At 44.2% G+C, this 26,155-nt stretch carries 19 protein-coding genes; 4 read left to right on the top strand and 15 right to left on the bottom strand.

Translation table 11 applies throughout. From position 1 onward, the window contains the following. Positions 1-66 precede the first annotated feature (66 nt). The 3 genes from GQR89_RS00665 to prmA all read right to left on the bottom strand — a co-directional run bounded on the left by GQR89_RS00665 (position 67) and on the right by prmA (position 9,935). On the bottom strand, positions 67-7,683 hold the full coding sequence (locus GQR89_RS00665; RefSeq protein WP_233269040.1) for a family 16 glycosylhydrolase: 7,617 nt from the start codon (positions 7,681-7,683) through the stop codon (positions 67-69). Further along, on the bottom strand, positions 7,680-8,363 hold the full coding sequence (locus tag GQR89_RS00660; RefSeq protein ID WP_158768270.1) for a PEP-CTERM sorting domain-containing protein: 684 nt from the start codon (positions 8,361-8,363) through the stop codon (positions 7,680-7,682). Before GQR89_RS00660 ends, GQR89_RS00665 begins: the two co-directional genes overlap by 4 nt. 693 nt (positions 8,364-9,056) lie before the next feature. Then, entirely contained in the window at positions 9,057-9,935 is an 879-nt protein-coding gene (prmA, locus tag GQR89_RS00655) for a 50S ribosomal protein L11 methyltransferase (RefSeq protein ID WP_158768269.1), read from the bottom strand. A gap of 148 nt (positions 9,936-10,083) precedes the next feature. Between prmA and GQR89_RS00650 the strand changes: the two genes are divergently transcribed. Beyond that, complete coding sequence (locus tag GQR89_RS00650) at positions 10,084-11,439, top strand: MATE family efflux transporter (RefSeq protein ID WP_158768268.1); 1,356 nt, start codon at positions 10,084-10,086, stop codon at positions 11,437-11,439. A 54-nt stretch (positions 11,440-11,493) separates the two neighbouring features. Here GQR89_RS00650 and accC read toward each other — a convergent pair whose 3' ends face one another. From accC to aroQ, 3 genes are read right to left on the bottom strand one after another with little or no spacing between them, the layout of a single operon-like run. Beyond that, complete coding sequence (gene accC / locus GQR89_RS00645; protein WP_158768267.1) at positions 11,494-12,843, bottom strand: acetyl-CoA carboxylase biotin carboxylase subunit; 1,350 nt, start codon at positions 12,841-12,843, stop codon at positions 11,494-11,496. 14 nt (positions 12,844-12,857) lie between these two features. Further along, positions 12,858-13,298, bottom strand: a complete 441-nt coding sequence (gene accB, locus GQR89_RS00640; RefSeq protein ID WP_158768266.1) for an acetyl-CoA carboxylase biotin carboxyl carrier protein — start codon at positions 13,296-13,298, stop codon at positions 12,858-12,860. Positions 13,299-13,357: 59 nt separating this feature from the next. Next, positions 13,358-13,843: a type II 3-dehydroquinate dehydratase gene (gene aroQ, locus GQR89_RS00635; RefSeq protein WP_158768265.1), complete on the bottom strand. Its 486-nt coding sequence runs from the start codon at positions 13,841-13,843 to the stop codon at positions 13,358-13,360. Positions 13,844-14,057: 214 nt separating this feature from the next. Here aroQ and GQR89_RS00630 point away from each other — a divergent pair, with 214 nt between their 5' ends. Both GQR89_RS00630 and upp read left to right on the top strand, forming a co-directional pair. Beyond that, positions 14,058-14,657 carry an ACP phosphodiesterase gene (locus GQR89_RS00630; RefSeq protein WP_158768264.1) on the top strand — a complete coding sequence of 200 codons (600 nt, stop codon included), beginning with the start codon at positions 14,058-14,060 and terminating at the stop codon, positions 14,655-14,657. 26 nt (positions 14,658-14,683) lie between these two features. After that, positions 14,684-15,313, top strand: coding sequence for a uracil phosphoribosyltransferase (upp, locus tag GQR89_RS00625; RefSeq protein WP_158768263.1), 630 nt, complete (start codon positions 14,684-14,686; stop codon positions 15,311-15,313). Between the two features lie 82 nt (positions 15,314-15,395). Here upp and GQR89_RS00620 read toward each other — a convergent pair whose 3' ends face one another. Together GQR89_RS00620 and GQR89_RS00615 are read right to left on the bottom strand one after the other, a co-directional pair. Next, complete coding sequence (locus tag GQR89_RS00620) at positions 15,396-16,274, bottom strand: alpha/beta hydrolase (RefSeq protein ID WP_158768262.1); 879 nt, start codon at positions 16,272-16,274, stop codon at positions 15,396-15,398. 41 nt (positions 16,275-16,315) lie between these two features. Further along, complete coding sequence (locus GQR89_RS00615) at positions 16,316-18,097, bottom strand: protein-disulfide reductase DsbD (protein ID WP_158768261.1); 1,782 nt, start codon at positions 18,095-18,097, stop codon at positions 16,316-16,318. 259 nt (positions 18,098-18,356) lie between these two features. Here GQR89_RS00615 and GQR89_RS00610 point away from each other — a divergent pair, with 259 nt between their 5' ends. Continuing rightward, positions 18,357-18,851, top strand: a complete 495-nt coding sequence (locus GQR89_RS00610; RefSeq protein ID WP_158768260.1) for an FxsA family protein — start codon at positions 18,357-18,359, stop codon at positions 18,849-18,851. A 91-nt stretch (positions 18,852-18,942) separates the two neighbouring features. On the opposite strand, the gene arcA is transcribed toward GQR89_RS00610, so the two are convergent. From arcA to GQR89_RS00575, 7 genes are all read right to left on the bottom strand, one after another. Continuing rightward, positions 18,943-19,650, bottom strand: coding sequence for a two-component system response regulator ArcA (arcA, locus tag GQR89_RS00605; RefSeq protein WP_158768259.1), 708 nt, complete (start codon positions 19,648-19,650; stop codon positions 18,943-18,945). Between the two features lie 218 nt (positions 19,651-19,868). Next, entirely contained in the window at positions 19,869-21,512 is a 1,644-nt protein-coding gene (locus GQR89_RS00600; protein ID WP_158768258.1) for a sensor histidine kinase, read from the bottom strand. A gap of 123 nt (positions 21,513-21,635) precedes the next feature. Continuing rightward, on the bottom strand, positions 21,636-21,839 hold the full coding sequence (locus GQR89_RS21405; protein ID WP_233269039.1) for a hypothetical protein: 204 nt from the start codon (positions 21,837-21,839) through the stop codon (positions 21,636-21,638). A gap of 153 nt (positions 21,840-21,992) precedes the next feature. Further along, complete coding sequence (glgA, locus tag GQR89_RS00590) at positions 21,993-23,423, bottom strand: glycogen synthase GlgA (protein WP_158768257.1); 1,431 nt, start codon at positions 23,421-23,423, stop codon at positions 21,993-21,995. Between the two features lie 117 nt (positions 23,424-23,540). Next, complete coding sequence (locus tag GQR89_RS00585) at positions 23,541-24,566, bottom strand: class I SAM-dependent methyltransferase (protein ID WP_158768256.1); 1,026 nt, start codon at positions 24,564-24,566, stop codon at positions 23,541-23,543. Then, on the bottom strand, positions 24,566-25,285 hold the full coding sequence (gene trmB, locus GQR89_RS00580; protein ID WP_158768255.1) for a tRNA (guanosine(46)-N7)-methyltransferase TrmB: 720 nt from the start codon (positions 25,283-25,285) through the stop codon (positions 24,566-24,568). Before trmB ends, GQR89_RS00585 begins: the two co-directional genes overlap by 1 nt. Positions 25,286-25,365: 80 nt before the next feature. Further along, positions 25,366-26,097, bottom strand: a complete 732-nt coding sequence (locus GQR89_RS00575) for an alpha/beta fold hydrolase (RefSeq protein ID WP_158768254.1) — start codon at positions 26,095-26,097, stop codon at positions 25,366-25,368. Between the last annotated feature and the right edge of the window lie 58 nt (positions 26,098-26,155).

Genomic DNA, 26,155 nt, shown 5'->3' with positions numbered 1-26,155 from the left:
GCGTTTTGCAATGTGTCACCCGATTTATCAGCTAAGCACATTTAGCCAATAAACGGGGTACTTGGACTACTTACTCAGATGCATATCTGTGATGTATATACGGTTTCCTTGCCCGCCTCCCACACCAAAAATGGCAATTTGGGTAAGCTTCGATAGGTTTAGCGGTATATCCGCTAAATTGATGGTCACCTCATTCCAATTACTGTTTACTGAAAGTGGTACTTTGTGCTCTGAGCCATCAACAACAAAATCTAACGTGTATTCTGAGAACCCACCAGCAGCGGCGATTTTAAAGTTGAGGGTTTGATAAGCGGCAACATCGATGCTGTATTGCTGCACATCACCATATATATCACCCGCTAAGGCCAGTACCGCCCCCCAACTACCTGAGCCGCGCACTAACTCAAATGCACTTAGTCCGTTGTACATCACATCAGAGTTAAAGCTTGTGCCGGTTGACCATTCACCAATAGTCATATTGCCATTGTGCGCATAGTCATCACCGTCAAACAGCATATCGCTGTCTTCACCGCTTGATGAAAAGAATACAAACTTGTCATCTGAGCTGTCTTTATCAGCCAAGGCTACTTTGCCTGAGTCATACATAACCAAATCTGTAATGTATAAGCTTTGGCTAGCCGAGCCGCCGTCATACACGCCAAAGAGTGCAATTTGGCTAACATTGGATAAATCGACTCCGTACATACCAAGGTCAATGTCAATGTCATTCCAATCAGCTTGGTTCGTTAGCGCGAACCCGACTTCCTGAGCAGACTCTTTGCCGTCAATAGCAGAGACTATAGACACGGCGTACCGCTCAAAAGCACCCTGCGACGCCGCCTTAAAACGAAGGTTTGTGTAGGTCGAGAAATCCGTATCATAGTTATCAATACTATTACCATCTGAGATATCACCTTGTAAGGCCAACACTGCACCCCATGAGCCACCAGCAGAAAGTCGTAAGCCATTTAAACCATTATACTGGGTATTTGAGATCCCCGTACCCGTGCTCCACTCACCGAATATTACGTTACCCACATCGCTGTAATTATCGTTATCAACAATTAGATCAACACTTATGGACGCATCCGATGAGATAAACACGAAATCGTTAGTGGTGTCAGTTTCAAACTCGATGGCACTGTCTTTCACTAACGAGAAGTCCGTCACGTAAATGCGTGACACTCCGGCTTGCCCACCAATGCCATACACGGCAATCCAATCGACTTTGGATAAATTAAGTGGAATAGCTTTCGTATCCAATGAAATACTCTGCCATGTGGAAACAGATTCATTTACCGGTATCGCAATTTCCTTGCTAACACCGTTGGCCGAAATCGCCACTTTGTATCCGCCTGCGTAATGACCTGTCGTGGCGACTTTGAGGTCAATGCGGTTAAATAAACCGAAATCACCGTCTATTCCATTTTGAAAGGCCAATACCGAGCCCCAATTCCCTTGTTCCGGAGAGTTTGAGCTAGAAATCAACTCCCAACCACGCAGACCGTCGAACATAACGTCGCTTTGCAAGGTTGTACCCGTGCTCCATTCACCTACCGTATTGGGAGCGAAGTTGATATCTGTTTCTTCGGTCGCTGAAATCAAGACGAATTCGTCTTCAGTGACTGGCTCACCATCCCCGCCGCCATTTGTGGCTTGGAGCACCACACTCACATCATCGATTTGCACGATACCTATGTCAGCACCAAGGTCAAAGAATACGCGGCTGTTGTCATCTCCAAACCCATTCACAGTGAACGTGTATGAAAAAGTCTGCCAATCCGTTGTCAGTGCAGCATTCTCGGTTACGTTGCTCCAAGGATCGTGGTTTAGCCCAAGTCCAACGACGATATTACGCAAAATAGACGCCTTCGCTTTGAATGTCACCACATAGGTTTCATCCGCGATTAAGGTCATGACTTGGCTTAGGTTGACATCCCATGAGTTACCCGCAGCGGCAATATCCGCCTGGAACACATAGTTGCTTGCCTCTTGAATGACGTTCACGTCTCCCGTCCACCCTTGGACGCCATTGTCAAACGAACCATTGGCGACCAATTCATCACCGACTTCAGGATCGGTTACACCACCACCGTTATCCCCATCATCGCCGCCTGTGCCGTCATCTTCACCCTGCAAAAATTGCACGTTATCAACACGGAACACCGCGCCCTCTCCTTGTCCCCAATCGGGGAAAAGCATCACCACGTCTATTCCATTTAACATCAAACCGCCTTGTTTAAGGGTCGATAACGCAATGGAATAGTGCTGCCAATTCGCAGTCGGAGTAACAAGCGTAACAACCGCTTCACTGGCCGCACCGCCCTGCTCCACCTTCAAGTTCCAGGCTGCTGAAGTATTGGTGCTCGGCGTAACAAGTTTCAGATCAAATTCCAACGTACCACTATTGGCAATTGGGGATGCATCAAAAGGCGCTGGCACTGTGGCCAATGTGGTGTTGAATCCCAATACGGTTGGAATGTCACCTACCGCGAATTCAATCACCTGAGACTGAAGCTCATCATCGAACACCACCACTGGTGTTGACTCGCCACAACAATCCCATGCAGGCCAAGCATCGTTTAACATGTCGTCAAATATCACTAAATCACGAGCGATACCATCTGATTCCGGCACAGGGATAGGCGCCGCGCCATTTATTAAGGTTCCGCCATTTGCAACAGACTCTGCATAGCCATCCGTTACAGTCGCGCAGCCATGACCATTGCTAGGTGATGTTGAGCACTCATAAACCCGCACATAATCCACTTCGAAACGATTGGCTGCGCTAAATGCGGAAGCATCGACACCGCCTTGATTTACCGCTTCAGGCCAAGCGCCACCTACTGCGAAATTAAGCAATAAATGAAAGCGCTCATCGAAAGGCGCGTTATTCCACAAGGTTTCGCCGCTTTGCTCGGTGTACCATCCACGATGACTCAAACCATTCGCGGTACCGTTAGCGTCGTAACTGACGGTTGATTTACGCTGTGTTTCATACAAGACCCCATCCACATACCAGCGTAACTCACCTTCTTCCCACTCAAGTGCGTAAATATGAAAGTCATCTGCCGGATTAGCGTCTTCTGGTAAGGCATAACTAAGGCCGGAATTATCGTTATTGGGCCAACTTTGACCATAATGGATTGTGCCGTGTACATTCGATTCCACGGCACCTGTGCCATCATTCAATGGCACACCAAGATTCACTGCTTCAAATATATCGATTTCACCCGAGTGTGGCCAACCGCCGTAGATGTAATCTGTAGGCAGCATCCATATTGCAGGCCACGAGCCTTGTCCACTTGGAGCCTTGGCGCGTATTTCGAAACGACCGTATGTCCAATCACCTTTGTTTTTAGATATTAAACGGGCAGAACTGTAAGGCAAAGGTTGTCCCGTTTCTGGTTTGGCGACGATGGTTAACACACCGTTTTGGACAAATGAGTTATCACTGCTGGCGGTATAACATTGCTTTTCATTGTTGCCGCCACCGTCGCAATTGACCTCGTGAGACCATTTTTCTTGATCGATTGACGTGCCATTAAATTCGTCATTCCAGACTAAGTTCCAGTCTGACGTAACATTGACCACACAACCCGTGGCATCAACGATGCTATTGGCTGGCGTATTAAGACATTGGTCAATATCATCGGCTACACCGTCATTGTCAGCATCATTGCCGTTATCACCACCGTTCCCCTCATCTGAAGAAGCAGGCAAGGTCAGGTCATCAAAGTAGAACGTCCAGTTAGCTGGGTCTGCTTCGGCATTCCCCATTTCGCCCAAATCAAAGATTAAAGTGATAGCCGTCGTGCCGCTGCCGGTCATACCACTAAAATCAAAGCTGAGTTCTTCCCAGCCTAAGCCAGAATGTGGGGCGCTAATCTCACCCACAACGCCACCTTCCAATTTAAGCAATACATTAACCGCTCTTGGCGACCAAACTTTTAGAGTGATCACTGTGTTCTCAGCAATATCTATTGGATTGTTTAATGCTAATGTTGTGCCTCCCCAAGGTTGCCCTGCAAACTTCTGCATTTGTCCAACTTGCGCACTGGTATTAATGCCGGACATATCTGGATTTGCCGCGATAGTCGCCACCCCTCCATCGAAGTCAGTAAAAGCGTAGGTTGCCCCCTCAAAATCATGAACATCAGAGCCGGTAGCACCACCATTGCCGTTGTCACTTCCTGCGTCATTGCTATCAACTAAGCGTATGTTATCGAAATACACTACGTTGTTTTGCGTCCGTGTATTAAAATCAAAATCAGGGAAGACAATGATCTGGTCAATATCGATGGCTTCAACAAGACCAATGTAGCCGCTAAAATCAAAGGTAAGTTCTTCCCACTCGTTGATTTTAGTATTGGCCACTTTTATCTCGCCTTGAGCCCCACCGTTTGCGATCGCAAACTTGATACCCACATCGCTTAGCACACTTTTGTATACCATGATTTTAACGAAGCTATTGGATGGGTCTAGGGTGAAAGGTGTTATTTGGCCGTGCTGGATCTCCGTACCGACCCATGGCGCACCTTCAACTTGCGCGGTGAGTTTTGCCACTGTGGATGAGTTATTAATGCCAGAAGGATTGGGATTAGACACAAATTCGAGCGGGCTATTGTCGCCATTTTCAAATACGTTCCAATTCAATTGGGCACCAAAACCTTGTGCTTCAAAATCGAACGCGGTTAAGTCACTGCTCCCACCTTGGTCCCCACCACCATTATCTGTCGTATCTTTGACTGTGACACTCACATCATCAATATACACAGCACCGGTTTCTGCGCCTAAATCGAAGAACACTCGGCTGTTATCATCCCCAAAATCAGTCGGGGTAAGGGTATAGGTAAATGTTTGCCACTGGGTGCTCAGCGCCGTAGTCTGAGTTACATTGCTCCAAGGATCGTGATTAAGCCCCAACCCCGCTATCACGCTGCGCACAACCGACGCTTTTGCTTTGAACGTAAGCTCGTAGGTTTCGCCGGGCACCAAGGTCAGAATTTGACTGAGGTTAACATCCCAGGGGTTACCCGCAGCAGCTACATCGGCCATAAATACATTATTGCCGTTGTCTGTTATAACGTTGACTGCGCCAATCCAGCCATCAGTACCATTGGTGAAATCACCATTATTAACTAGCTCGCTTACCGGTATAGGATTTTCATTGCCGTCATCGCCACCGCCGCTTTCATCATCATCGCTGCCGAAGAATCGAATGTTATCGAAGTACACTATGTTGTCTTGTGCTCGGGTGCTGAAGTCAAAGTCGGGAAAAACAATAATTTGATCGATATCTATCGCTTCAACTAACCCAATATAATCGCTGAAGTCGAATGTAAGTTCTTCCCATTCATTGACTTTCTGATTAGCAACTTTAAGTTCGCCTTGTGCTCCGCCGCTGGCGATTGCGAATTTTAGGCCTACATCACTGATGACGCTTTTGTACACCATGATTTTAACCAGACTGTTACTGGCGTCTAACGTGAATGGTGTAAGTTGACCATGCTGTATCTCAGCGCCAACCCAAGGTGCACCAGCCACTCGCGCGGTAATTTTTGCTACCGTTGATGAGCCATTAATGCCTGCGCTATCAGGATTAGCAACAAGTTCTATCGGCGGGTTATCACTGTTCTCAAACACATTCCAGCTTAACGATGCGCCAAAACCATCTTGCTCGAAGTCAATGGCCGTTAAATCGCTTTCAACTTCTCCACCTGAATTCCCCTCGTCAGCTGACTGCAAAAAAGCGACATTATCAACTCTAAATACCGCGCCTTCTCCTTGTCCCCAATCTGGAAACAGCATAACGATATCAATACCATTTAGATTCAGACCCGCATTGCTAAGGGATTTTAAAGGGACTGAATAATGCTGCCAAGCAGCCGTTGGGGTAGCAATGCTAATTTCCCCGGCCGTTGCGGCGCCGCCTTGCTCAACTTTAAGATTCCAACCAGCTGCATTATTATTAGGGGGTGTAACGAGCTTCAAATCAAATTCAAGCACACCCGCTTCATACATAGGAGATGCATCAAAAGGGCTAGGATTCGTTGCTTGATTGGTATTAAAGCCCAGCACCGCCGGGGCACCATTTACTTCAAACTCAACCACTTGAGACTGACTTTCATCATCAAAAATCACACGCGGGCTTGTGTCTCCGCAACAATCCCAGGCAGGCCATGTGGGCAGCATTTCATCATCAAAGATGATCAAATCTCGCGCAATGCCATCTGACGGTGCGGTAGGAACCGGCGCTGCGCCATTGACTAAGGTGCCGCCGTCGGCAATAGGATCTAAATAGTTGTCTGTTACCGTCGCGCAGCCTTCACCTGTACTAGGTGAAATTGAACACTCATAGACCCGCACATAATCCACATCAAAGCTATTTTGCCCGTCAAACGCAGATGAATCGACCCCACCCTGATTGACCGCTTCAGGCCAACTGCCACCTACGGCAAAGTTGAGCAATAAATGAAAACGCTCATCAAAGGGTGCGTTATTCAATAAATTTTCGCCGTCTTGCTCGGTAAACCAACCTCGATGATCAAGGCCATCTGCTTGACCATCAGTGTCGTAGCTAACTTCTGATTTCAATTGCGTTTGGTACAACACACCGTCAACATACCAGCGTATTTCACCTTCTTCCCACTCTACCGCATACACATGAAAATCATTGGCGGGATTAGCGGCATTGGGCAATGCATAGCTTTGCCCTGTGTAGGAATTGTTCGGCCAACTGGCTCCATAATGCAGCGTGCCATGTACATTGGACTCAACAGCACCGCTGTCATCGTTCAAAGGCACCCCAAGGTTTACCGCTTCGAAGATATCGATTTCCCCCGAGTGCGGCCAACCACCGTACTTGTAGTCGGTAGGCAGCATCCATATTGCTGGCCATGCACCTTGGCCACTAGGCGCTTTTGCGCGTATCTCAAAGCGGCCGTAAGTCCAGTCACCTTTTTCTTTACTGATTAGGCGAGCTGAGCTGTAGGGTAAAGTTTGATTGGATTCAGCTTTGGCTACTATTTTCAGAATACCGTTTTCAAGATAGGCATTTTCTGCGTTGTCGGTGTAGCACTGTTTCTCGTTGTTACCCCCACCGTCACAATTTACTTCATGAGTCCATTTAGTGTCATCAATAACGCTGCCATTAAACTCATCACTCCACACGAGTGTCCAATCAGAGTCATTGGTTACTAGCGAGCAACCTGTCTCATCAACCTCTATGCCCGTGGGCGTTTCAAGACACTGATCGATGTCATCATTAACACCATCATTGTCTTCATCAAGCTCTGCATTGCTTTGTATTGCTAAATCGAAAGTTAGTCGTGTCCGTCGCTCGTACTCAAAACGCACGTTTACCGATATGGTTTCACCTGGGGCGATGTCTCCCAGTAAAAAATCAAAATATGGAACACCTTCGTCTGTCTGTCCGTCGGCGTCCTTTACGGTTAAGCTCGCGTTATCCACCAGCACTCTAAAAGGCCCACGAATGGATTGCGAACTGCTGTTGGTCGCTTTAACCTGCACTATATATGCGCCTTCACCGCGCACATATCGGGCGCTGGATTGAGATACGCTTATGGTATTGTCTAACGGACCCCACTGAGCGGATGCCGAACAAGACGCAAAGAGTAAAAGGGCACCGAGTACCCCGCTCATATCGTTTCTAATTTTCATTGGCTTATCTCAACAGTGGTTTGCGCGTTTAGAGATCTGGTTTGCAACGATTTACTGGAAAATGCTTGAGAGATTTTTTTACGACTCAACACACCTGCACAGCCCAGTAGTAAAAATGCTAAAGTTGATGGTTCAGGCACATCTGTCGCCACCTCTTCTAGGGCAGTAAAGCTAATAGATACAGAAGATTGATTATCATCGACAGCAAAACCGTCGAACATATAAAACGATAGTGACCAGTCTTGATTAACGTAACTGCTCAGCTCAGATGCTTGTATCGCTAATGATTCAGTAAAGCTCTGCATAGACACGATGGGCATGGAGAATAACTCCACATAGTCAAAATCTTGATTAAAAAGACTGATAGAAAACTCGTCATCGAATGTCGAGTCAATCAGCGTGGTGTCGACACTAAAATTAATATTTAAAAGATAATCAGTGCCACTAACTAATGACAATCCTTGTGATAGTTCGGCTTCAAAATCAACCGTATCATTGACACTTAAGGTCGCGGCACAATTACCTGGCGTGCCACTAACCGAGACATTTCCAAATTGATCCCAGGCACTGACATTACAGGTATTAGAGAAATCGCCACCTGTTAACAAAGTGGCCATTGCTTGGTTAGAGGTCAGCAAAATACTGGTGGCGAGAGCGATGTGTTTAATGGTTTTCTTCATGTGTTTCTCCTAGACTTATTTCTTGTGATCTGCCCTGTACAAGCGCATTTTTAATATCGACTACTTGTTAAACTAGGCTGGTCGAATCCGGCGTCCTGCCAATCACAGGATGTTTGGTAACACACGACAAAGCCCAAATATCGTTTCACTAATTTTTCTGTTTTAGTTAACCCCTAAGCACTTCATGCTTTCGTCTCTAAATTTGCTTCGTTAATTAAGGCGTTTAATATAAATATGAAAGCGCTTTCATTTTGCAACGTAGAGATAAACCTGCGTGAATAGTCGAATACTCACAGAGATAAATAATTAACAGCTAGGAAACAATATTTTTACAATAGCAAAGGCTTAACCTTAATGAAAGCGCTTTCATTGATCTTTATTTGACCATTAGGCAAGCGTGTTTACGCATTAGGTAATGACTAAGCTAGCTGGAGATCGATAAAAAATAACAAATAGAGGGTGTGCTGATGCTGATTACACATATCAATTAATGAACGAAAGTACATTGGTGCGTAAAGTGCTTTCTTTAAGTCACTATCAAAAAACAAGAGGAGGGAAAACAGAGCGTTGTGAAGCGTTGCCGTTACTTTGCGCGGACAGAATTAAAAAAGTTAATGAGAAAAATTTTAGCGTGGAATCCGCTAGGCCTACAAACAAGATTGCAGCCCTAGCGCAATAATGAATTAAATCCCTTTATTTACGCTTACCCGATACTCGAGCCCACTCCCCATCAATCTCGATAGGCTCCATGTCGAAATCTTGGCTGTAGAGGTCATTTATGTCTTGAGCTTGTTCAGCCAAAATACCGGACAATACTAGCTTGCCACCTGATTTACAGTAAGCCGTGATCACTTCTCGTAAGTCCCGCAGTGGTCCAGCAAGAATATTAGCCAGCACCACATCAGCTTGCAGTTCAGGTTGATGTTGCGGTAAATATAGCTCGATTTTATCACCAATGTGATTGCGGTCGGCATTGGTCTGGCTCGATAACAAGGCTTGCGGGTCGATGTCGATACCCACTACACGTTCAGCACCTAGTTTAATCGCGGCGATACCTAATATGCCAGAGCCACAGCCAAAGTCGACTACCAACTTATTCGTTAGCTCTAAGGCATCTAACCAACGTAAACAGAGAGCTGTTGTTGGGTGCGTTCCGGTACCAAATGCTAATCCAGGGTCGAGCATAACGTTAACCGCTGAAGGGTCAGGTACATCACGCCAGCTTGGGCAAATCCATAATCGCTCGCCAAAACGCATAGGATGAAAGTTATCCATCCATTCTCGCTCCCAGTCTTTATCTTCTAACTGGTCAAGTTTATGAGGAAAATTAGCGCCTAGCACTTTTGATTTACTAAGCCTGGCAACTACCCCATCCATATCGTGATCGGCTTCATACAAACCCACCACTTGGGTTTCAGGCCACAACATCACTTCGCCTGGTTTCGGCTCGTACATGGGTGTGTCTTTCGCGTCAACAAAGGTAACAGCTTGGGCACCATTGGCACTTAGCATGTCGCCGACTTGTTCAGCATCTTTGGCTTGTGTATCGATAATGAGTTGGATCCAAGGCATAGCGGGTCTTATCAAATGGCAAAGAAGCCAGTATAACATTAGTTATTTAGCGGATTCTGCGTAAACTAATATCTTGGCGCAGTTACATGAACTTTTATGCTAGTAAATGCGTTCTTATGCTTATCTTTTTTGTATTTTCGGAGCTATTTTGTCCTCATCTCGCGACTTAACTCGCCCGCCCGTTCACAAGGTATTGGCTAAACTCACTTTACCTATGATCCTTGGCATCATCGCTGTGTTATCGGTGTCATTAATTGATACCTACTTTGTTAGCCAGCTCGGTACAGAACATCTTGCCGCCTTGTCGTTTAGCTTCCCAGTTACCATGAGTATATCTAGCTTGGCTATTGGCTTAGGCGTTGGTGCAGCCTCTGCCGTGTCGCGCGCAGTCGGCTCGAATGATACAGATCACGCAAAACGCTTGTCTACTGACAGTCTACTGCTGGGTATAGTCGTAGTCATGGTGGTTGCTGTGGTCGGTTATCTCAATGTTAAACCGCTGCTTAGTTTGCTTGGGGCCTCATCAGACGTATTGGAGCTTGGTGCCCGCTATATGCGTATTTGGTTTATTTCAGTACCATTTTTAGTGGTACCCATGATTGCCAATGCGTTAATACGGTCTGTAGGTGATGCTTTTTGGCCAAGCTTAGTGATGATTGGATCAGCGGCCATTAATATTATTTCTACGCCAATTTTAATATTCGGCTGGGGCGTCATACCTGCCTTCAATATAGAAGGCGCAGCATTAGGTACTCTATTCGCTCAGGTACTCACTTTATTTGCTTCGTTAGCCATACTGGTTATCCGCGAAAAGCTAATAAGCTTTCATCTTGCCAGTAAAGAAGAGCTCTTAGCTTCATGGCGCTCGTTGCTATCAATAGCAGTACCTGCAGCAGCCGGCAATATGGTGAATCCACTGTGTATCGCCATTGTTACCGCCATTATCGCTTCGTTCGGCGAAAAATCTGTTGCGGCCTTTGGTTTAGCGACTCGAATTGAATTTTTTGCGGTCATTCCTATGCTCGCATTATCTTCAGCCATAGGTCCGTTGGCAGGACAAAACTGGGGAGCACATAAAATACTCCGCATCATCGATGGGTTAAAAATAAGCTATTGGGTATGTCTCGCCTGGACAGGACTGCTAAGTGTTTTTTTGTGGTTCTGGGCACCCGCCATCATCTCTGGATTCTCGTCTGATCCTGCGGTTACCGATGACGCACTTTTATATCTGCGTATTATACCCATCAGCGTCTGGGGTTACGGTATTGTCATTGTCGCAGCTGCTGCTTTTAATTCGATCGGTAAGGCGAAAGTAGGCTTAGGCTATTATATTATTCGCTCGGCATTATTTTATGTGCCTTTGTCATGGTTAGGCGCAATGTATGCCAAAGTCGCTTATGTCTTTATTGGCATAGCACTAGCCAACGTGGTGTCTGGCATTGCGATAGCTGTCTACTCGATATGGTGGTTAAAGCGCACTGCTGCAAAAAACTCACAAACGTAAAAATAAAAAAGAGCGCCGAAGCGCTCTTTAAAAATCATCAATGTGAAGAAGATATTAGTGACCGCCTAGGCCCAATTTCTTTTCAAGATAATGAATGTTAGCACCACCAGCGGCGAAGGCTTCATCTGCCATAATACGCTGCTGAAGTGGGATATTCGTTTTAATTCCTTCAATAACCAACTCACCCAATGCATGACGCATGCGGGCAATCGCCACTTCACGGGTTTCGCCGTAAGTGATCAATTTACCTATCATAGAATCATAGTTAGGCGGCACGGTATAACCCGCATATATATGCGAATCCCAGCGCACACCTAACCCACCAGGAGAATGGAACATATTGATTTTACCTGGGCTTGGAATGAAGGTATCTGGATCTTCAGCATTAATACGACATTCAATCGCATGACCACGAATATGTACCTGATCTTGAGTGATGGATAATTTTTGACCATCAGCGATACGCAGTTGCTCTTTAATCAAATCGATACCAGTGATCATTTCTGATACAGGGTGCTCAACTTGAATACGCGTATTCATTTCGATGAAATAGAACTCGTCGTTTTCAAATAAGAACTCAAACGTACCCGCTCCACGATAACCTATATCAACACAAGCTTGGCAACAACGCGCGCCAATTCGAGCACGCATCTCTTCGGTAATGCCAGGTGCTGGCGCTTCTTCAACGACTTTTTGATGACGGCGCTGCATAGAACAGTCACGCTCACCTAAGTGAATCGCGTTGCCTTGCCCATCAGCCAATATTTGAATTTCAACGTGGCGTGGGTTCTCAAGGAATTTTTCCATGTACACAACGTCATTATTGAATGCTGCACCAGCCTCACCTTTTGTCGCCGCAATTGATGAGATTAACTCATCTTCGTTGCGAACAACACGCATACCACGACCACCGCCGCCGCCTGCAGCTTTAACGATTATCGGGTAACCGATGCGCTTTGCAATTTCTTTGTTACGCTCTTCATTGTCGCCTAAAGGTCCATCAGACCCAGGAACACAAGGTACACCAGCGGCTTTCATTGATTTAATCGCTGACACTTTGTCACCCATCAAACTAATGGTTTCAGCTTTTGGTCCAATAAAGATAAAACCACTGCGTTCAACTGCCTCGGCAAAATCTGCACTTTCTGCAAGAAAGCCGTAACCAGGGTGAATAGCAACAGAATTAGTAATTTCTGCAGCCGCAATAATACGTGGAATATTTAAATAACTTTCGGTTGCGGATGCTTTACCAATACAAATGGTTTCATCAGCCAAAAGCACATGTTTCAAACTTTCATCAGCGGTGGAGTGCACTGCAACTGTCTTGATGCCCAGTTCTTTACAGGCACGCAAGATGCGAAGTGCTATTTCACCGCGATTGGCAATCAGTACTTTATCAAGCATTATCAGTAACCTGCTTATTCAATGATGAATAGGGGTTGATCGAATTCAACCGGCTCTTGGTTGTCGACTAAAATCTCTTTAATCACACCAGATTTATCTGACTCAATCTGGTTCATCATTTTCATTGCTTCAATAATACATAAAGTGTCGCCTACTTTGACACTTTGACCAACTTCAGCAAATGCTTTCGAGCCAGGAGAAGATGAACGGTAGAACGTACCCACCATAGGTGATTTTACACGGTGGCCACTAGTTTCAGCGACAACAGGCACGGCTTCAACTAGCGGTGCCGCTGCAGGTGCAGCATGTTGGATAGGCGCAGAATATTGTACTTGAGCTGCCGGTTGGCCGCTGCGATGAATGCGCACAGATTCTTCACCTTCGGTAATTTCAAGCTCGGAAATGCCTGATTCTTCAACTAACTCAATGAGTTTCTTTATTTTACGTATATCCATGATGTTATCTCTTTTTGATTTGTATACATAAGCGACCGGCAGCAAACCGACCACGGCAACTAATTAGGTTTACTATTTATATGTTGTTGTGCAGCGCTCAAAGCAAAAGCATAGCCTTGCTCACCCATACCACAAATAACGCCTAGTGCCACATCTGACAAATAAGAATGATGACGAAAAGGCTCGCGGGCATGAACATTCGATAAATGCACTTCGATAAAGGGAATCGATACGCTTAACAATGCGTCACGTAAAGCAACACTCGTATGGGTAAACGCGCCAGGATTGATAATAATGAAGTCAATTTTTTGATAAGCACTGTGGATAGCATCAATTAATACATGCTCAGCGTTAGACTGAACATGACTCATCGCTATGTTCAATTCGCCAGCACGTACTTGTAACGTGTCCACAATATCTTGTAGGCTACGTGAACCGTATACTTCAGGTTCACGTTTGCCCAACATATTAAGGTTGGGTCCATTAATTAATAAAACTTTCAAGAATAAGCCGCTATCTTCGTTAAAATAATAATTATCTTTCATTATTAGCAAATAAGTATCTGTTTGGCGACTAATTTCGCCTAAATTTCCTACTCATTGCACTCAATTGGGGTCATTATAGAGCTAACTTACAAATTAGCAGCAAAATACTGGTCTTATCAGCGAAGATTGCGCCCAAGTTTGCGTATTTTATCTCAATACTAGGTATATTTTTGCGCGCATTGACGCCAAAGCGATATCAAGGTCAAATATCACTATGAACTATATTGCACATATCCACCTCGCCAAACATACGCATACCAGCTTGGTAGGTAATTTTCTGGGTGATTTTATAAAGGGCAGTGTGTTAGACGATCTGCCTTTAAATCTGCAGCATGGCATCCGCTTGCATCGCCATATCGATGTATATACTGACTCACATCCGATTGTGCTTGCGTTAAAAAGTGACTTTCCTAAATCGATTCGTCGCTATGCAGGTATTGTGCTTGATGTATATTTCGATCATTTATTGATACAGCACTGGCAACAATTTTCTAGCCCTGCGTTGGAAAAAAATCAGCTATTCAGTGAGTTTTATCAAAACTTGGCACAATTAGATATGGATATAAGTCCCCATTTCTCGCGGGTTAGAAGCGGGCTTTTAACGCATCAATGGTTAGCAGATTATCACGAGTTAAGTGCATGCTTGCGTGCTATGCATGCCATTGAGAATCGCTTCTCACGTAAACTTCAATTCGCTGAACAAGCCATTATATATATCACTGCAAATGAGCATCAGTTAAAACAGTCTTTTTTACATTTTTATCCTGATTTACTTGGGCACAGTGAGCGGTTTGTCAGTAAACTTGAAAGATAGATAATATTTCACGTTCGAGGTACTTTGTGTCAGTTAAAGAAATCAATCATCCCTTGGTTCAACATAAATTAGGCTTAATGCGCGAAGCCGGTATTAGTAGTAAAAATTTCAGAGAGCTCGCCAGTGAAGTCGGCAACTTACTAACTTATGAAGCAACGCGAGAGTTAGAAACGGAAACGGTGGAAATAAACGGCTGGAACGATGAGCCTATCCTAGTAAAGAAAATCAAAGGTAAAAAAATCACGATTGTACCTATTTTACGGGCAGGCCTTGGCATGTTAGACGGCGTAATGCAGCTTATTCCTAATGCGAAGGTAAGTGTAGTTGGCTTATATCGCGATGAAGAAACACTACAGCCAGTCGCTTACTTTGACAAAGTGGTAAAAGACGTTGATGAGCGCACAGCACTGATCGTCGACCCAATGCTCGCGACAGGCGGCACACTCATCGCAACGATTGATTTGCTCAAACAAAAAGGGTGTCAGCATATAATGGGGTTATTCTTGGTCGCAGCGCCAGAAGGTATTAAAGCCGTTATGAACAAACACCCAGATGTAGATATTTACACCGCTGCGGTGGACGAAAAGCTTAACGAGCAAGGTTATATTTTACCGGGATTGGGCGATGCTGGCGATAAAATATTCGGTACCCGTTAAGGGCTAATGTCCGCACGTCGTAAAAATCATATCAAGTCGGTAATGACAATTTGTTATTACCGGCTCATCGCATAGCCACTTTTTATAAGGTATCGATTAACCACTGTAGTGTTTGTTTGATTACGCGCTCGTCATAATGACTTTTTGGATTATACGTATCGAAGATATGATCTGCGCCTTGCAGCACTCGCGCTTCAGCAAGCGCGGATGACGTTAATGGGAATAGGGTTTTCTCAATCGGTTTAACATAGTCCTCACTGCCTCGAATTGATAGCAATGGTCCCTTATAAGCGCTTAAATTTTGGTAAATATCGTAACCCATCATCCCTAAAACATGTTCTTTGGTGACCGTCAGTGTTTTCCATGTTGGCACTTTCACTTCACCTGTTTCAAGTACGTGACGCATTTGCTCTGGCGACAAAATACTTTGCCCTACCAGCGATGGGTCGCCAGCACTAGACCAGAGCACAACGCTGTTAATATCTGCTGGATGTAAGCCCATCAATCTGATCGTGGTAGAGCCTCCTAAACTGAAGCCGACCACCCCTGTTGGCTTATCACTGTACTGCTGTCGCAAAAATGCCAGCCCTGTCTCGGCGTCAGTAATGCGAGAAGCGAAAGTGCTGGTCAACCGATATCCAGTACTTTCACGTTCGCTCTCTCCGCGTATATTGATTCTAAGGGACGCAATATGATGCTCAGCTAACTGCGCCGCTAAGCGTTTATACATATCGCCCACTTCATCCATATTCCCAGCCCAACCGTGGATTAACAATACGCTGCCCTTTGCCGCCCCCACTGCTGATGTATGCGTAGCCTGTAATGAATTGTCCAAGGTAATAACTCGTTCAGTAGTCCCTTGGGCATTGAAGCATAAACTGGTCAAAAACAGGACGGCACTTAACCGCCTAAGTAACAGGCTGCTAAATAAGATTTTTATGCAAATGTTGTGATTAATCATACCTGTAGTCCTTACTCTTACCGTAATGGCGAGCTTCATTTTTATAAAATACTATTCACATGATTAGCAAATGCAGGAGCCTGCATAAAACCCGTTACCCGCGAACCACTTATCTCGTTGCCTTGGGTATCAAAAAACAAAATCGTCGGTAACCCCAGAATTGAAAAATGATCCTGAAACGCAATATTGGTCGCGGTATTATCTGTTAAATCTATTTGCATCCATACTGTATTACCAAGCGCTTCAACCACGTCGGCATCTGGAAAGGTATACTTTTCAAACTCTTTGCATGCTACGCACCAGTCTGCGTATAAATCGACCATTACCGTTTTACCTTGCGCATTAGCAGCAGCCAATTTTTGCTCGAAGTCGTTTAAATCTTTGACCACGTCAAAAGTAGGATGACTCTGTTGAACCTGATTATGAACAGCCGATGTTTGTGAGAACAGTACCTGATAGCCGTACATGGCAGATGCGAATAAACCCACAAATATCACCAGCGCTCGCGCGCCTTTGGCAAAACTAACTTGGCTAGCTTGATTCATCACAAAGAAATAACTAAACGTGACTAAACCTAATATTGCCCAAGCAATATCTGTTACAACGTGATTCACTAAGCGCTCTACGAACATTAAAGCCACCGCTAGCATCATAAAGCCAAAAGTGACTTTAACTATGTTCATCCACGCACCAGCTTTGGGTAGCAGTTTGCCACCGGTAATACCAAATAAAATTAACGGTATGCCCATGCCTAAACTTAATGCATATAACGCACTAAATCCCAGTAGCAGGTCTCCGCTTTGTGCAATATATAATAGGATCCCCGTCAGTGGTGCTGTGGTGCAAGGCGAAGCAACAAGACCCGATATAGCGCCCATAAGCAACACCCCAAAATAGCTTCCGCTTTTTTGTTTATTGCTCATACCGTTGAGCTTTTCTTGCCATCGTGACGGTAACTGCAATTCGTAGGCACCAAACATCACCAGAGCTAGCAGTACAAAAATAACGATTAATGCACCTAAAATTGCAGGATGTTGTAAGGCGGCTTGAAATTTCACTCCGGCCGATGCCACAACCAAGCCCAATAAAGAGTAAGTCAATGCCATACCCTGCACATAAACAAATGAGAGAATAAAGGCTCTTGAAGTGCTTATTCCTTTACCTTGGCCAATCACAATGCCGGATAAAATGGGGTACATGGGAAATACGCAAGGAGTGAATGCAAGCCCCACCCCTAAGGCCAAGAAAATCAATAACACCCATACTAGGCTTTGTTCACCGGTAAGTAAGTCAACTAATTCAAATTGCTGTGAGACAGACGTACTTGCGTCAGTTTTTTGAGCCGCAGCCCCAGACTGATCAGTTGTCACGCCCGCGACGGCATTCAGATACACCACTTGGGTCGTCGGGGGGTAGCATAAGCCGGCTTCTGCACAGCCTTGATAACGGATTTTTACGACGGAATCATCTTCTGACTGCAAGATCGGATAGGTTATAGACACACGATGATGATAGACCTCTTGAGGTTCATCAAAGAATTCATCTTCTTTCATTTCCCCTTGGGGGAAAATAGGTTCTGCTAAAGTGGCATTTTTTGCTACCGCTTTAAATTGCTGCTGATACAGGTAATAGCCATCAGCCACGTCCCAAGTAACGATAAGCTCATCGTTGTTTTGCACAAAATCAAACACGAATGCTTGTTCAACTTTTAAAAATTCTGGCTCATCGCTAAACAGAGAATCAAAGGAATTAGTCTGGGCTGCGTTAGCACATGACCACAGCAACATCAGCATAAACACTGAGAACGATTGGATTAACTTCATTTAAGACTACTTATCATCAGTTCAACATTTGTAATATAGATTAAGGCAGCATGCTTAAGCACACATTAAGCCTTCCTTTAGGAACGCCAATATAGACCTTATCACTCATCGCTGTCTTTCAAAAAGACCATAATTGAACAAAGTTTATCATTAAGCATGTACTCAAAGAGCGGTTGCCATACTTTGTAACACTGTTACTCTTGGGAAACGGCATTAAGACGCCATTACATTCTTTCATATAGTAAATAAAGAGACCGCTTTGGGTAAATTATTCTTATTGTTTGTATTGATACCGATCGTTGAAATATCATTATTGATAAGTGTCGGTGAGAAAATTGGCGGATGGAATACCGTCGCAATCGTCATTGCTACGGCGTTGATTGGCTCGTATATAGTACGCCAACAAGGCTTAACCACGCTTATTAATGCGCAGCAGAAAATGCAACAGGGCGAGATCCCAGGTCAAGAAGTTGCTGAAGGCTTACTGTTGGTTATTGCGGGTGTGATGCTAGTGACTCCTGGCTTCGTAACAGATTTTATCGGATTTTTATTCTGCTTACCTATGACCCGTCCACTCATTGCCAAAGGCTTATTATCAAAGCTTCAAATGCAAGTAGTGAGTCAGGCACAAGGTGGTTTTAATGCTCAGCAGGGATCGGCCAACCGTTCAGCGAATGATGACATCATTGAAGGTGAATTCGAGCGCAAAGATGAATACAAGGCTGATACAGAGCGTTTAGACAAACCTGACTAATGGATAAATGTGGGGCTATACTCTCGAAAGAGAAACAGACATAAAAAAAGCGGCTAAAGCCGCTTTTTTTATTTTAAAACATTACTATAACTTATACGTCGACGGTACCGCAGAATCGATAACCTTCACCGTGGATGGTCACGATTAATTCATCAGCATTAATCTCTGACTCGAAGTGCTTACGGATACGACGGATTGTAACGTCTACCGTACGGTCATTCGGACGTAATTCACGACCCGTCATTTCCATAATCAATTGCTCACGAGTCAGAATTTTTCCAGGGTTACTCAAGAACAAGTGTAACGCTCTAAATTCACTGCGCGGCAATCTGAACTCTTTTTTGCTGGGCGAAATTAAACTACGACTGTCGCTATCTAATATCCAGCCATTAAAGCTAACCCGGCTTGGCAAGTCATCATCTTCAGCGTTATTTAATGTACGCGTTAATAAGTTTCTTGCTCTAATCGTCAACTCACGTGGGTTGAACGGCTTAGTAATATAATCGTCAGCGCCAATTTCCAGTCCTAGGATACGGTCTACATCATTGTCACGACCAGTTAAAAATATCAGACCGATATTTTTGCGGTCACGAACTTCACGGGCCAAAATCAAACCATTTTTGCCGGGTAAGTTAATGTCCATAATAACTAAGTTTATTGCATGATTTTCAAAAAAATCGTGCATCTCACTGCCGTTTTCAGCTTCGAAGACATTGTAGCCTTCTGCTTCAAACAAACTTTTAAGAGTTGTTCTGGTAACAACCTCATCTTCTACAATCAAAATATTGGGCGTCAGCATCGTATTCACACCATGTTTAAAAAATATGGATAAAAGTCTATCAGAAAATATCTAAAAATCAGGGTTTTATCTAGATTAAATTTTAACTAATGCAAACAACCCACCTAACTCTGCATTTATGTTTGCAGATATCGTACCTGTTTACCACGTATTCAAGATATTTTCTGGCACGCAATTGATGTGGGGATTGTTATACAAAAAGCAATACAACCCAAAGTTTAGTTCAAATGAGATGTACTCTGTGTGGCTTTTTTAACGGGAAATAATATAGTGAATTCAACGCCCTGACCTTCTTCACTAGTAAGTGAAATTGAGCCGTTTAAAGCCTGAGTAATCAGATTATAAACTAAATGCATCCCTAAACCGCTGCCACCTTGTCCACGTTTGGTTGTCACGAATGGGTCGAAAATACGCTTGCGCAAATATTCAGGGATACCAGCACCATCATCAGTAAACACAATTTTAATCTTGCGCTGTGCCACCAAACTTATTGTAATGTTTATCACACCTTGGTCTTTACTTTCAAAACCATGAATAATGGAATTCATAATAAGATTAATAATAATTTGATTGATGGGCCCAGCTTTCGATTCAATATATAAATTTTCTGGGCATTGCACGTTAATTACATGCTTCATGCTTTTCAATTTAGGCCGCATCGATAACAGAATTTCATCCATTAATTTCGAAAATGAGAAAACACGGTCTAACTCAGATGATTGGTCTACCGCTACCTGTTTAAAACTGGAGATCAACTCGGCGGCACGATTTAAGTTGCGATAAATGATATTTAGGTTTTCTTGCCCCTCGGTAATAAATTTAGATAACGAACTGGCTTTTAACGTTTTGTTCTCGAAATCTTTTTCCATCGTCGCTAACCGATCTAACATCATGGTTGATGCTGTCACGCCAAGTCCGATTGGGGTGTTTACCTCATGCGCGACCCCAGCAACCATATCGCCCAGTGAGGCCATTTTTTCATTTTGCACCATTTGGCGTTGAAACTGATGGAGCTTCTCTAAGGTCTGTATCAGCTCACTGTTTGCTTCTTTTAGTGCAAGAGTGCGCTGAGTCACTTTTTCTTCAAGGCTACTATTAAGTCGGCGATATTCTTCTTCAGCTTCGTTTTGACGCTGCAAGTGCTCTTGCGTGCGTTGCATCATGGCATTGAAGGCTTCACCTAAAATATCCAGCTCTTTTACACCGCTGGGCTTGGCTCGCCCAGAATAATCTTTATGACGAGAAATTCGTTGAACTAAATGGGATAAATTGCTAATGGGTCCGGTAATCGCACTCTGTAATTTGAGCGTCAGCAAAAAACACAACAGTAACGATAGCAGTAAAACCCCAACCGCAATAACTATCGAGCGCGATATTAAACGCTCAAGGCCATCAGCAGAAGCACGTACGTACGTATAACCTAACAATTTCCCGTTATCTTGTTTAATTTCTCGGATAATTTCGACCGTACTGCCGTCAATAGTGGGCGTAGATAAAGAGTCAACGCGATCAAATTTGGCATTCACTGGGGCAACACCGTCTTTGTTATAACTGGCAAAAAATTCTAATTTTCCATCTTCCACAAAACGATAAATATGCACGTTTTCCAGGATATCGGAGGCACTGAGACTGCTTAGATTACGCTCTTCATTGAAATTCAACTCATCATCGATGGTAGATACTGCATTACGGCTGATAAGTTCAGAAAAAATATTGACGTTGCTAATCAGTTGCTGACGATAACTGCTAATTTGGCCATACAAATTAATGCATGTAGCCATAAGCAGTGCCAACGAAGTAATCGCCATTACAACCCAAATAATCAGGCTTTTAATCGACAAAAAGTTACTTTTAGCATCCATGTTTAGAATAATTATTACCCTTAGATAAGCTTAGTAATCATATTGAGCTAAACCATGTAAAAATGAAACTGTTAATCGTGCTTGAGGTGAGTTTCTTACGCTTTATCTCATAATATGCATCGACTATTTGCGGATCAACAACAGTAAATCTTGCTCCGTGAGTCCCCATTGTTGAGCGAAACGTGTCAAGGTAACTTGAAGCTCTGGTGTATTCAATTGGGCTTGATGTGCCGCACGTATGCCGCTTACGTCAGAGAGACACAAACACACCATATCGCCAGCAATAACGTTAAGTTCATCTATATCAACTGGTGATTTTTTATACATAAGATGGGCACAAGGCTCGCTTCGAGCTTTCGATTGCAAACATTGCTCGGGCAAAGCTTGAGCAGATGCACAAAACAAAAAATTTACGAGAAGTATTAACGCGGCTCGCATCATTTCCCCCTACTAGAATCGGCAAGACGACACCCGTTAGCACTATCCACCGATTGCTGCATGGTAAAGTGCCAAATATTGTTCAGCCGCTTGGTGCCAGGTAAACCGGCTGTGCATAGCACGGGTTTGCGTCGCTTTGAATTTATCGGGGTATTCGTGATAGAACAATAGTGCTCGATGAATACAGGCCAGCAGCGCTTGACTGTCAGGCTGTTCAAACACAAAACCGGTGGCGTGCTCTGGTGCATCGGCTAAATCGATAACAGTATCTTTTAAACCACCGACACCGCGCACGATTGGTAAGGTACCAAAAGCCAAGCTATACATTTGATTAAGCCCGCATGGCTCGAACAGTGACGGCATTAAGAAGAAGTCGCTTCCCGCCTCTAGCATATGTGCTTTTTGTACACTAAATGCCTCAATAAACGCAAACTTACTCGGGTAACGTTCTGCTACATCTCGTAACGTGCGACTTATTTGTGGATCGCCGGTACCAATAATAACCAACTGCACATTGTGCTGCATAAGCTGCTCAAGCATTGGCAAAATATAACCAAAGCCTTTTTGCTCAGTCAGCCGGCAAACCATGCCAATCAGCGGTATAGATAAATCTTCAGGTACGTTAGCTTCTTTTTGTAAGTCGATTTTGCAGCTAGCTTTGCCGCTCATATCGTCAGCCGTATACGTCTGAATAATATGTGGGTCATTGATGGGATCCCACTGACTGTAATCGCAGCCATTGAGTATGCCGCTTAGATCACTACGGCGCTGCTGAAACTCGTGGTACAGATGATGTGAGCCCAACGGCGATAACAACTCTTGGGCGTAATTAGGGCTAACAGCATTAATTTTATGAGCGTAGCGAATACCCATGCGAACAAAATTCAATGCATCACCGTCTAATTGTGAATGCAGTAAGTAATGAGGTTGTAAAAACGGAATATCCGAGAATCGATGTGTGCCTTGGTATGCGCCATTATGAATGGTGAAAATGCTGCGACTGCGATTGAAGAAGTCACTGTCATCAATACTCATAAAATAAGGTGTTAACGCTGTGTGCCAGTCGTTGCAATGCACTATGTCTGGCTGAAAATCTACCGCTTTAGCCACTTGTAGCGCGCCTTGAGCAAAAAAGGCAAACCGTTCAGCGTTGTCTGAGTATGCGTGGTAGTTATCTGAATATAAACCGTCTCGGCCAAAGTACTCAGGATAATCCAAGGCAAAAACGGGTACATTGCCAACTTGTAAGCGCTTTATACTGAAATTGTAGGGTTTATCGCTGGCAAATAGCACCTGTGGCTCAGCCCAATTTTCCCCTGGGTGTTGTTCGGCAAGTGTTTTGTAATAAGGCATAACGATACACACTTCATGACCCATTTCTTGCAAAGCGATGGGCAATGCTTTGGCTACGTCAGCTAGCCCGCCCGTCTTAACCAGATCTTCAACCTCTGATACAACGAATAATATTTTCATTAACACTATACCCCATTGGATTTTCGATTCATTGCCCTATTGGAAAATCATAGCGATACTGATTAACGTGGACTTTAAAACATATATATCTTTACAAGCACACTAATATAACTTTATTCAACGACGACAACAATAAACACTAAATTTGCTTGTTTCTGCCAGTGCGCGCACAGACTTAAACTGTTTTTCAAGCTCTTCGGCGTAGCGTAAAAACTTATTTGCTACCAAGATTAACGTTCCGTTATCTTGTAAATTACCTTTCAACTGCTGCATAAAATTCTCAGTAACTGAGTAATCTGTTTTAATACCCGTGTGAAATGGAGGGTTGGTGAAGACCTGAGCGAACTTACCCGATAAGGAACGTAAACCATTAGAAGGTATGATATAGGCATTCAGTTCATTCAGCTTAGCGCTTTGCTGTGAACAATAAATTGCCAGTGCACTCACGTCGCTCATGACCACTTGGCACTTAGGATTTTTGAGCCCAACAAAACAGCCAATAATACCGGCACCGCAAGCGAAATCTAATACACGTCCAGATACAACTCGGTCAATGCTGGTCAGCAACAACTCTGTGCCTAAGTCCAATTCGCCATGGCTAAACACCCCGGGAAGTGAACATACCTTAAAGGTTATTTCGGCGACTTTATGCTCAGAAATGCTCTGCCACTGAGTAATATCGAACGCTGCCACGGGTTTATCAATAACAGCGGCAAACATTGCGCAGTGACGGGCAGTATCTATTTTATTCACACTATCTGAGTATGGTGTTAACAGTTTCGCGGCGCTTTTAATACCGCCTTTATTTTCCCCTACCACCAATAATGTCGCACCAGGTTTCAAACATGCTGCAATGTTAGCCAATAACATTTGACCATGGGCTTTGGCTTTAGGTAAGTACAGCACCGCGCCATCGAATTGGGCATCGCTGTTATAGGCAGCTACAAATTGATGCTGTGTTTCGCGCCCGTTGGCAAGTGCAACACTTTGCTCGAAAACATCAAAGAACTGATGAAAACCATGTACGTCAGAATTATCCAATTCTGAGAAGACATACCCATCAGTTGGATTAACGATTAACCACTTACCTTGAGCGAGTAGCTCGGCACTGCGTAATAAAACTTGGCTTGCTGGTGTTAACATTAGGCGTCTCTCTCGAACATTAGATCCCAAACTCCGTGACCTAGGCGATGTCCACGTTGTTCAAATTTAGTCAGCGGGCGTTGCTCTGGACGTGGCACATAATCATTGGTGGAGGATAAATTTTTATAACCTGGCGCAACAGACATAATGTCGAGCATATGCTCGGCATAATTTTCCCAGTCGGTGGCCATATGAAAAACACCTCCCAACGCTAGTTTTTTACGCAATTTTTCTACAAATTCAGGCTGTACGATACGGCGTTTATGATGGCGTTTTTTATGCCATGGATCAGGAAAAAACAATTGCATACGGCTTAAACTGCCATCAGGGATACAATTCGCTAACACCTCAACCGCATCGTGCTCGTAAACGCGTAAATTAGTCACGCCTTGCTCTTCGGCATCGGCCAAACATGCGCCGATACCTGGGCGATGAACTTCGATACCAATAAAATCTTTATCTGGTTCATTTTTAGCCATAGTGACTAAAGATTTACCCATACCAAAACCAATTTCTAAGACCACAGGTGCAGTACGACCGAATACGTCTTCCATATTCAGTAAACCTGATTTGTGCTCTAAGCCCAAGGTTTCCCAATTGCTTTGAATGGCCTTCTCTTGGCCTTTTGTTAAACGACCTTCGCGCTTAACAAAGCTCTGGATCTTACGGATATAAACGCCGGATTCGGCGGCTTCTTCTTGGGTTTTAAATTGGCTCATGGCTCTTCTCATATCTCGCTGTACTTAGCAGCCGCGCATTATGCCGCCCAGAACAGGTATTGCAAGGCTATAAAGATAAATTAGCTGAAATTTTCAACAAAATAGTTGGCAAGTGCAACAGGCTGTTCAAGAGGTAACATATGAGCAGCATTATCAAAAATATGCAGTTGGCTATTAACTATCTGGTTACTCAAGCTGGATATTTTATCTGGAGGCGCTATTTGGTCTTGCTCACCCACCAGTAAATGCACTTTAAAAGGTGCGGTAGCAAGACGTGCTGTTAGGTCCTCTCGATCACTTAACGCACTCATCTGGGTTGCCAATACGCTAGGACCTAAATCGCTCTCCATGGCCTTTATGGCATGTAGCACTTGAACGTTATCAAGCGAGAAAACAAATTTTTGCATGCGAGCATCGCTCATTCCTTGATACTTTTTACTTTGAATGGTTTCAATGATCGATTTACGGGCTTGGCGTTCTTGTTCATCAAACTGACCTGGATAACTGCCAATAAGAGTTAGCGATGCAACTTTGCTGGGCTGCTGCAAAGCAGTTAACGCTGCCACATAACCACCCATCGAAAAACCAACTAAATGTGCGGGTTCGTCAAAATAATCCAATCTGTCGCCACTCAGTGCAAGCATCTGCTCTAGCGTTTCAGCCCATTGTAAAGGCACAAACGCGCGCTTAGGTATGTTCATAGCTTGCCAACAAGGCATGAAAACACGTTCGTCGCACAAAGTACCAGGGTAAAAAATTACAGGCTGTTCTAGGGGAATAAATAATGTAGGTGCGAGGCTAGTCTTTGTCATTTCAAGTGAACCATTTATCGATAATTAAGGTATGATCACGCTATTATTTTACAGCGCA

The sequence above is a fragment of the Paraglaciecola sp. L1A13 genome (assembly GCF_009796745.1).
Lineage (GTDB): Bacteria > Pseudomonadota > Gammaproteobacteria > Enterobacterales > Alteromonadaceae > Paraglaciecola.
The sequence above is the reverse complement of the archived record's forward strand: the minus strand, read 5'-3'. Positions and strand labels throughout refer to the sequence as shown.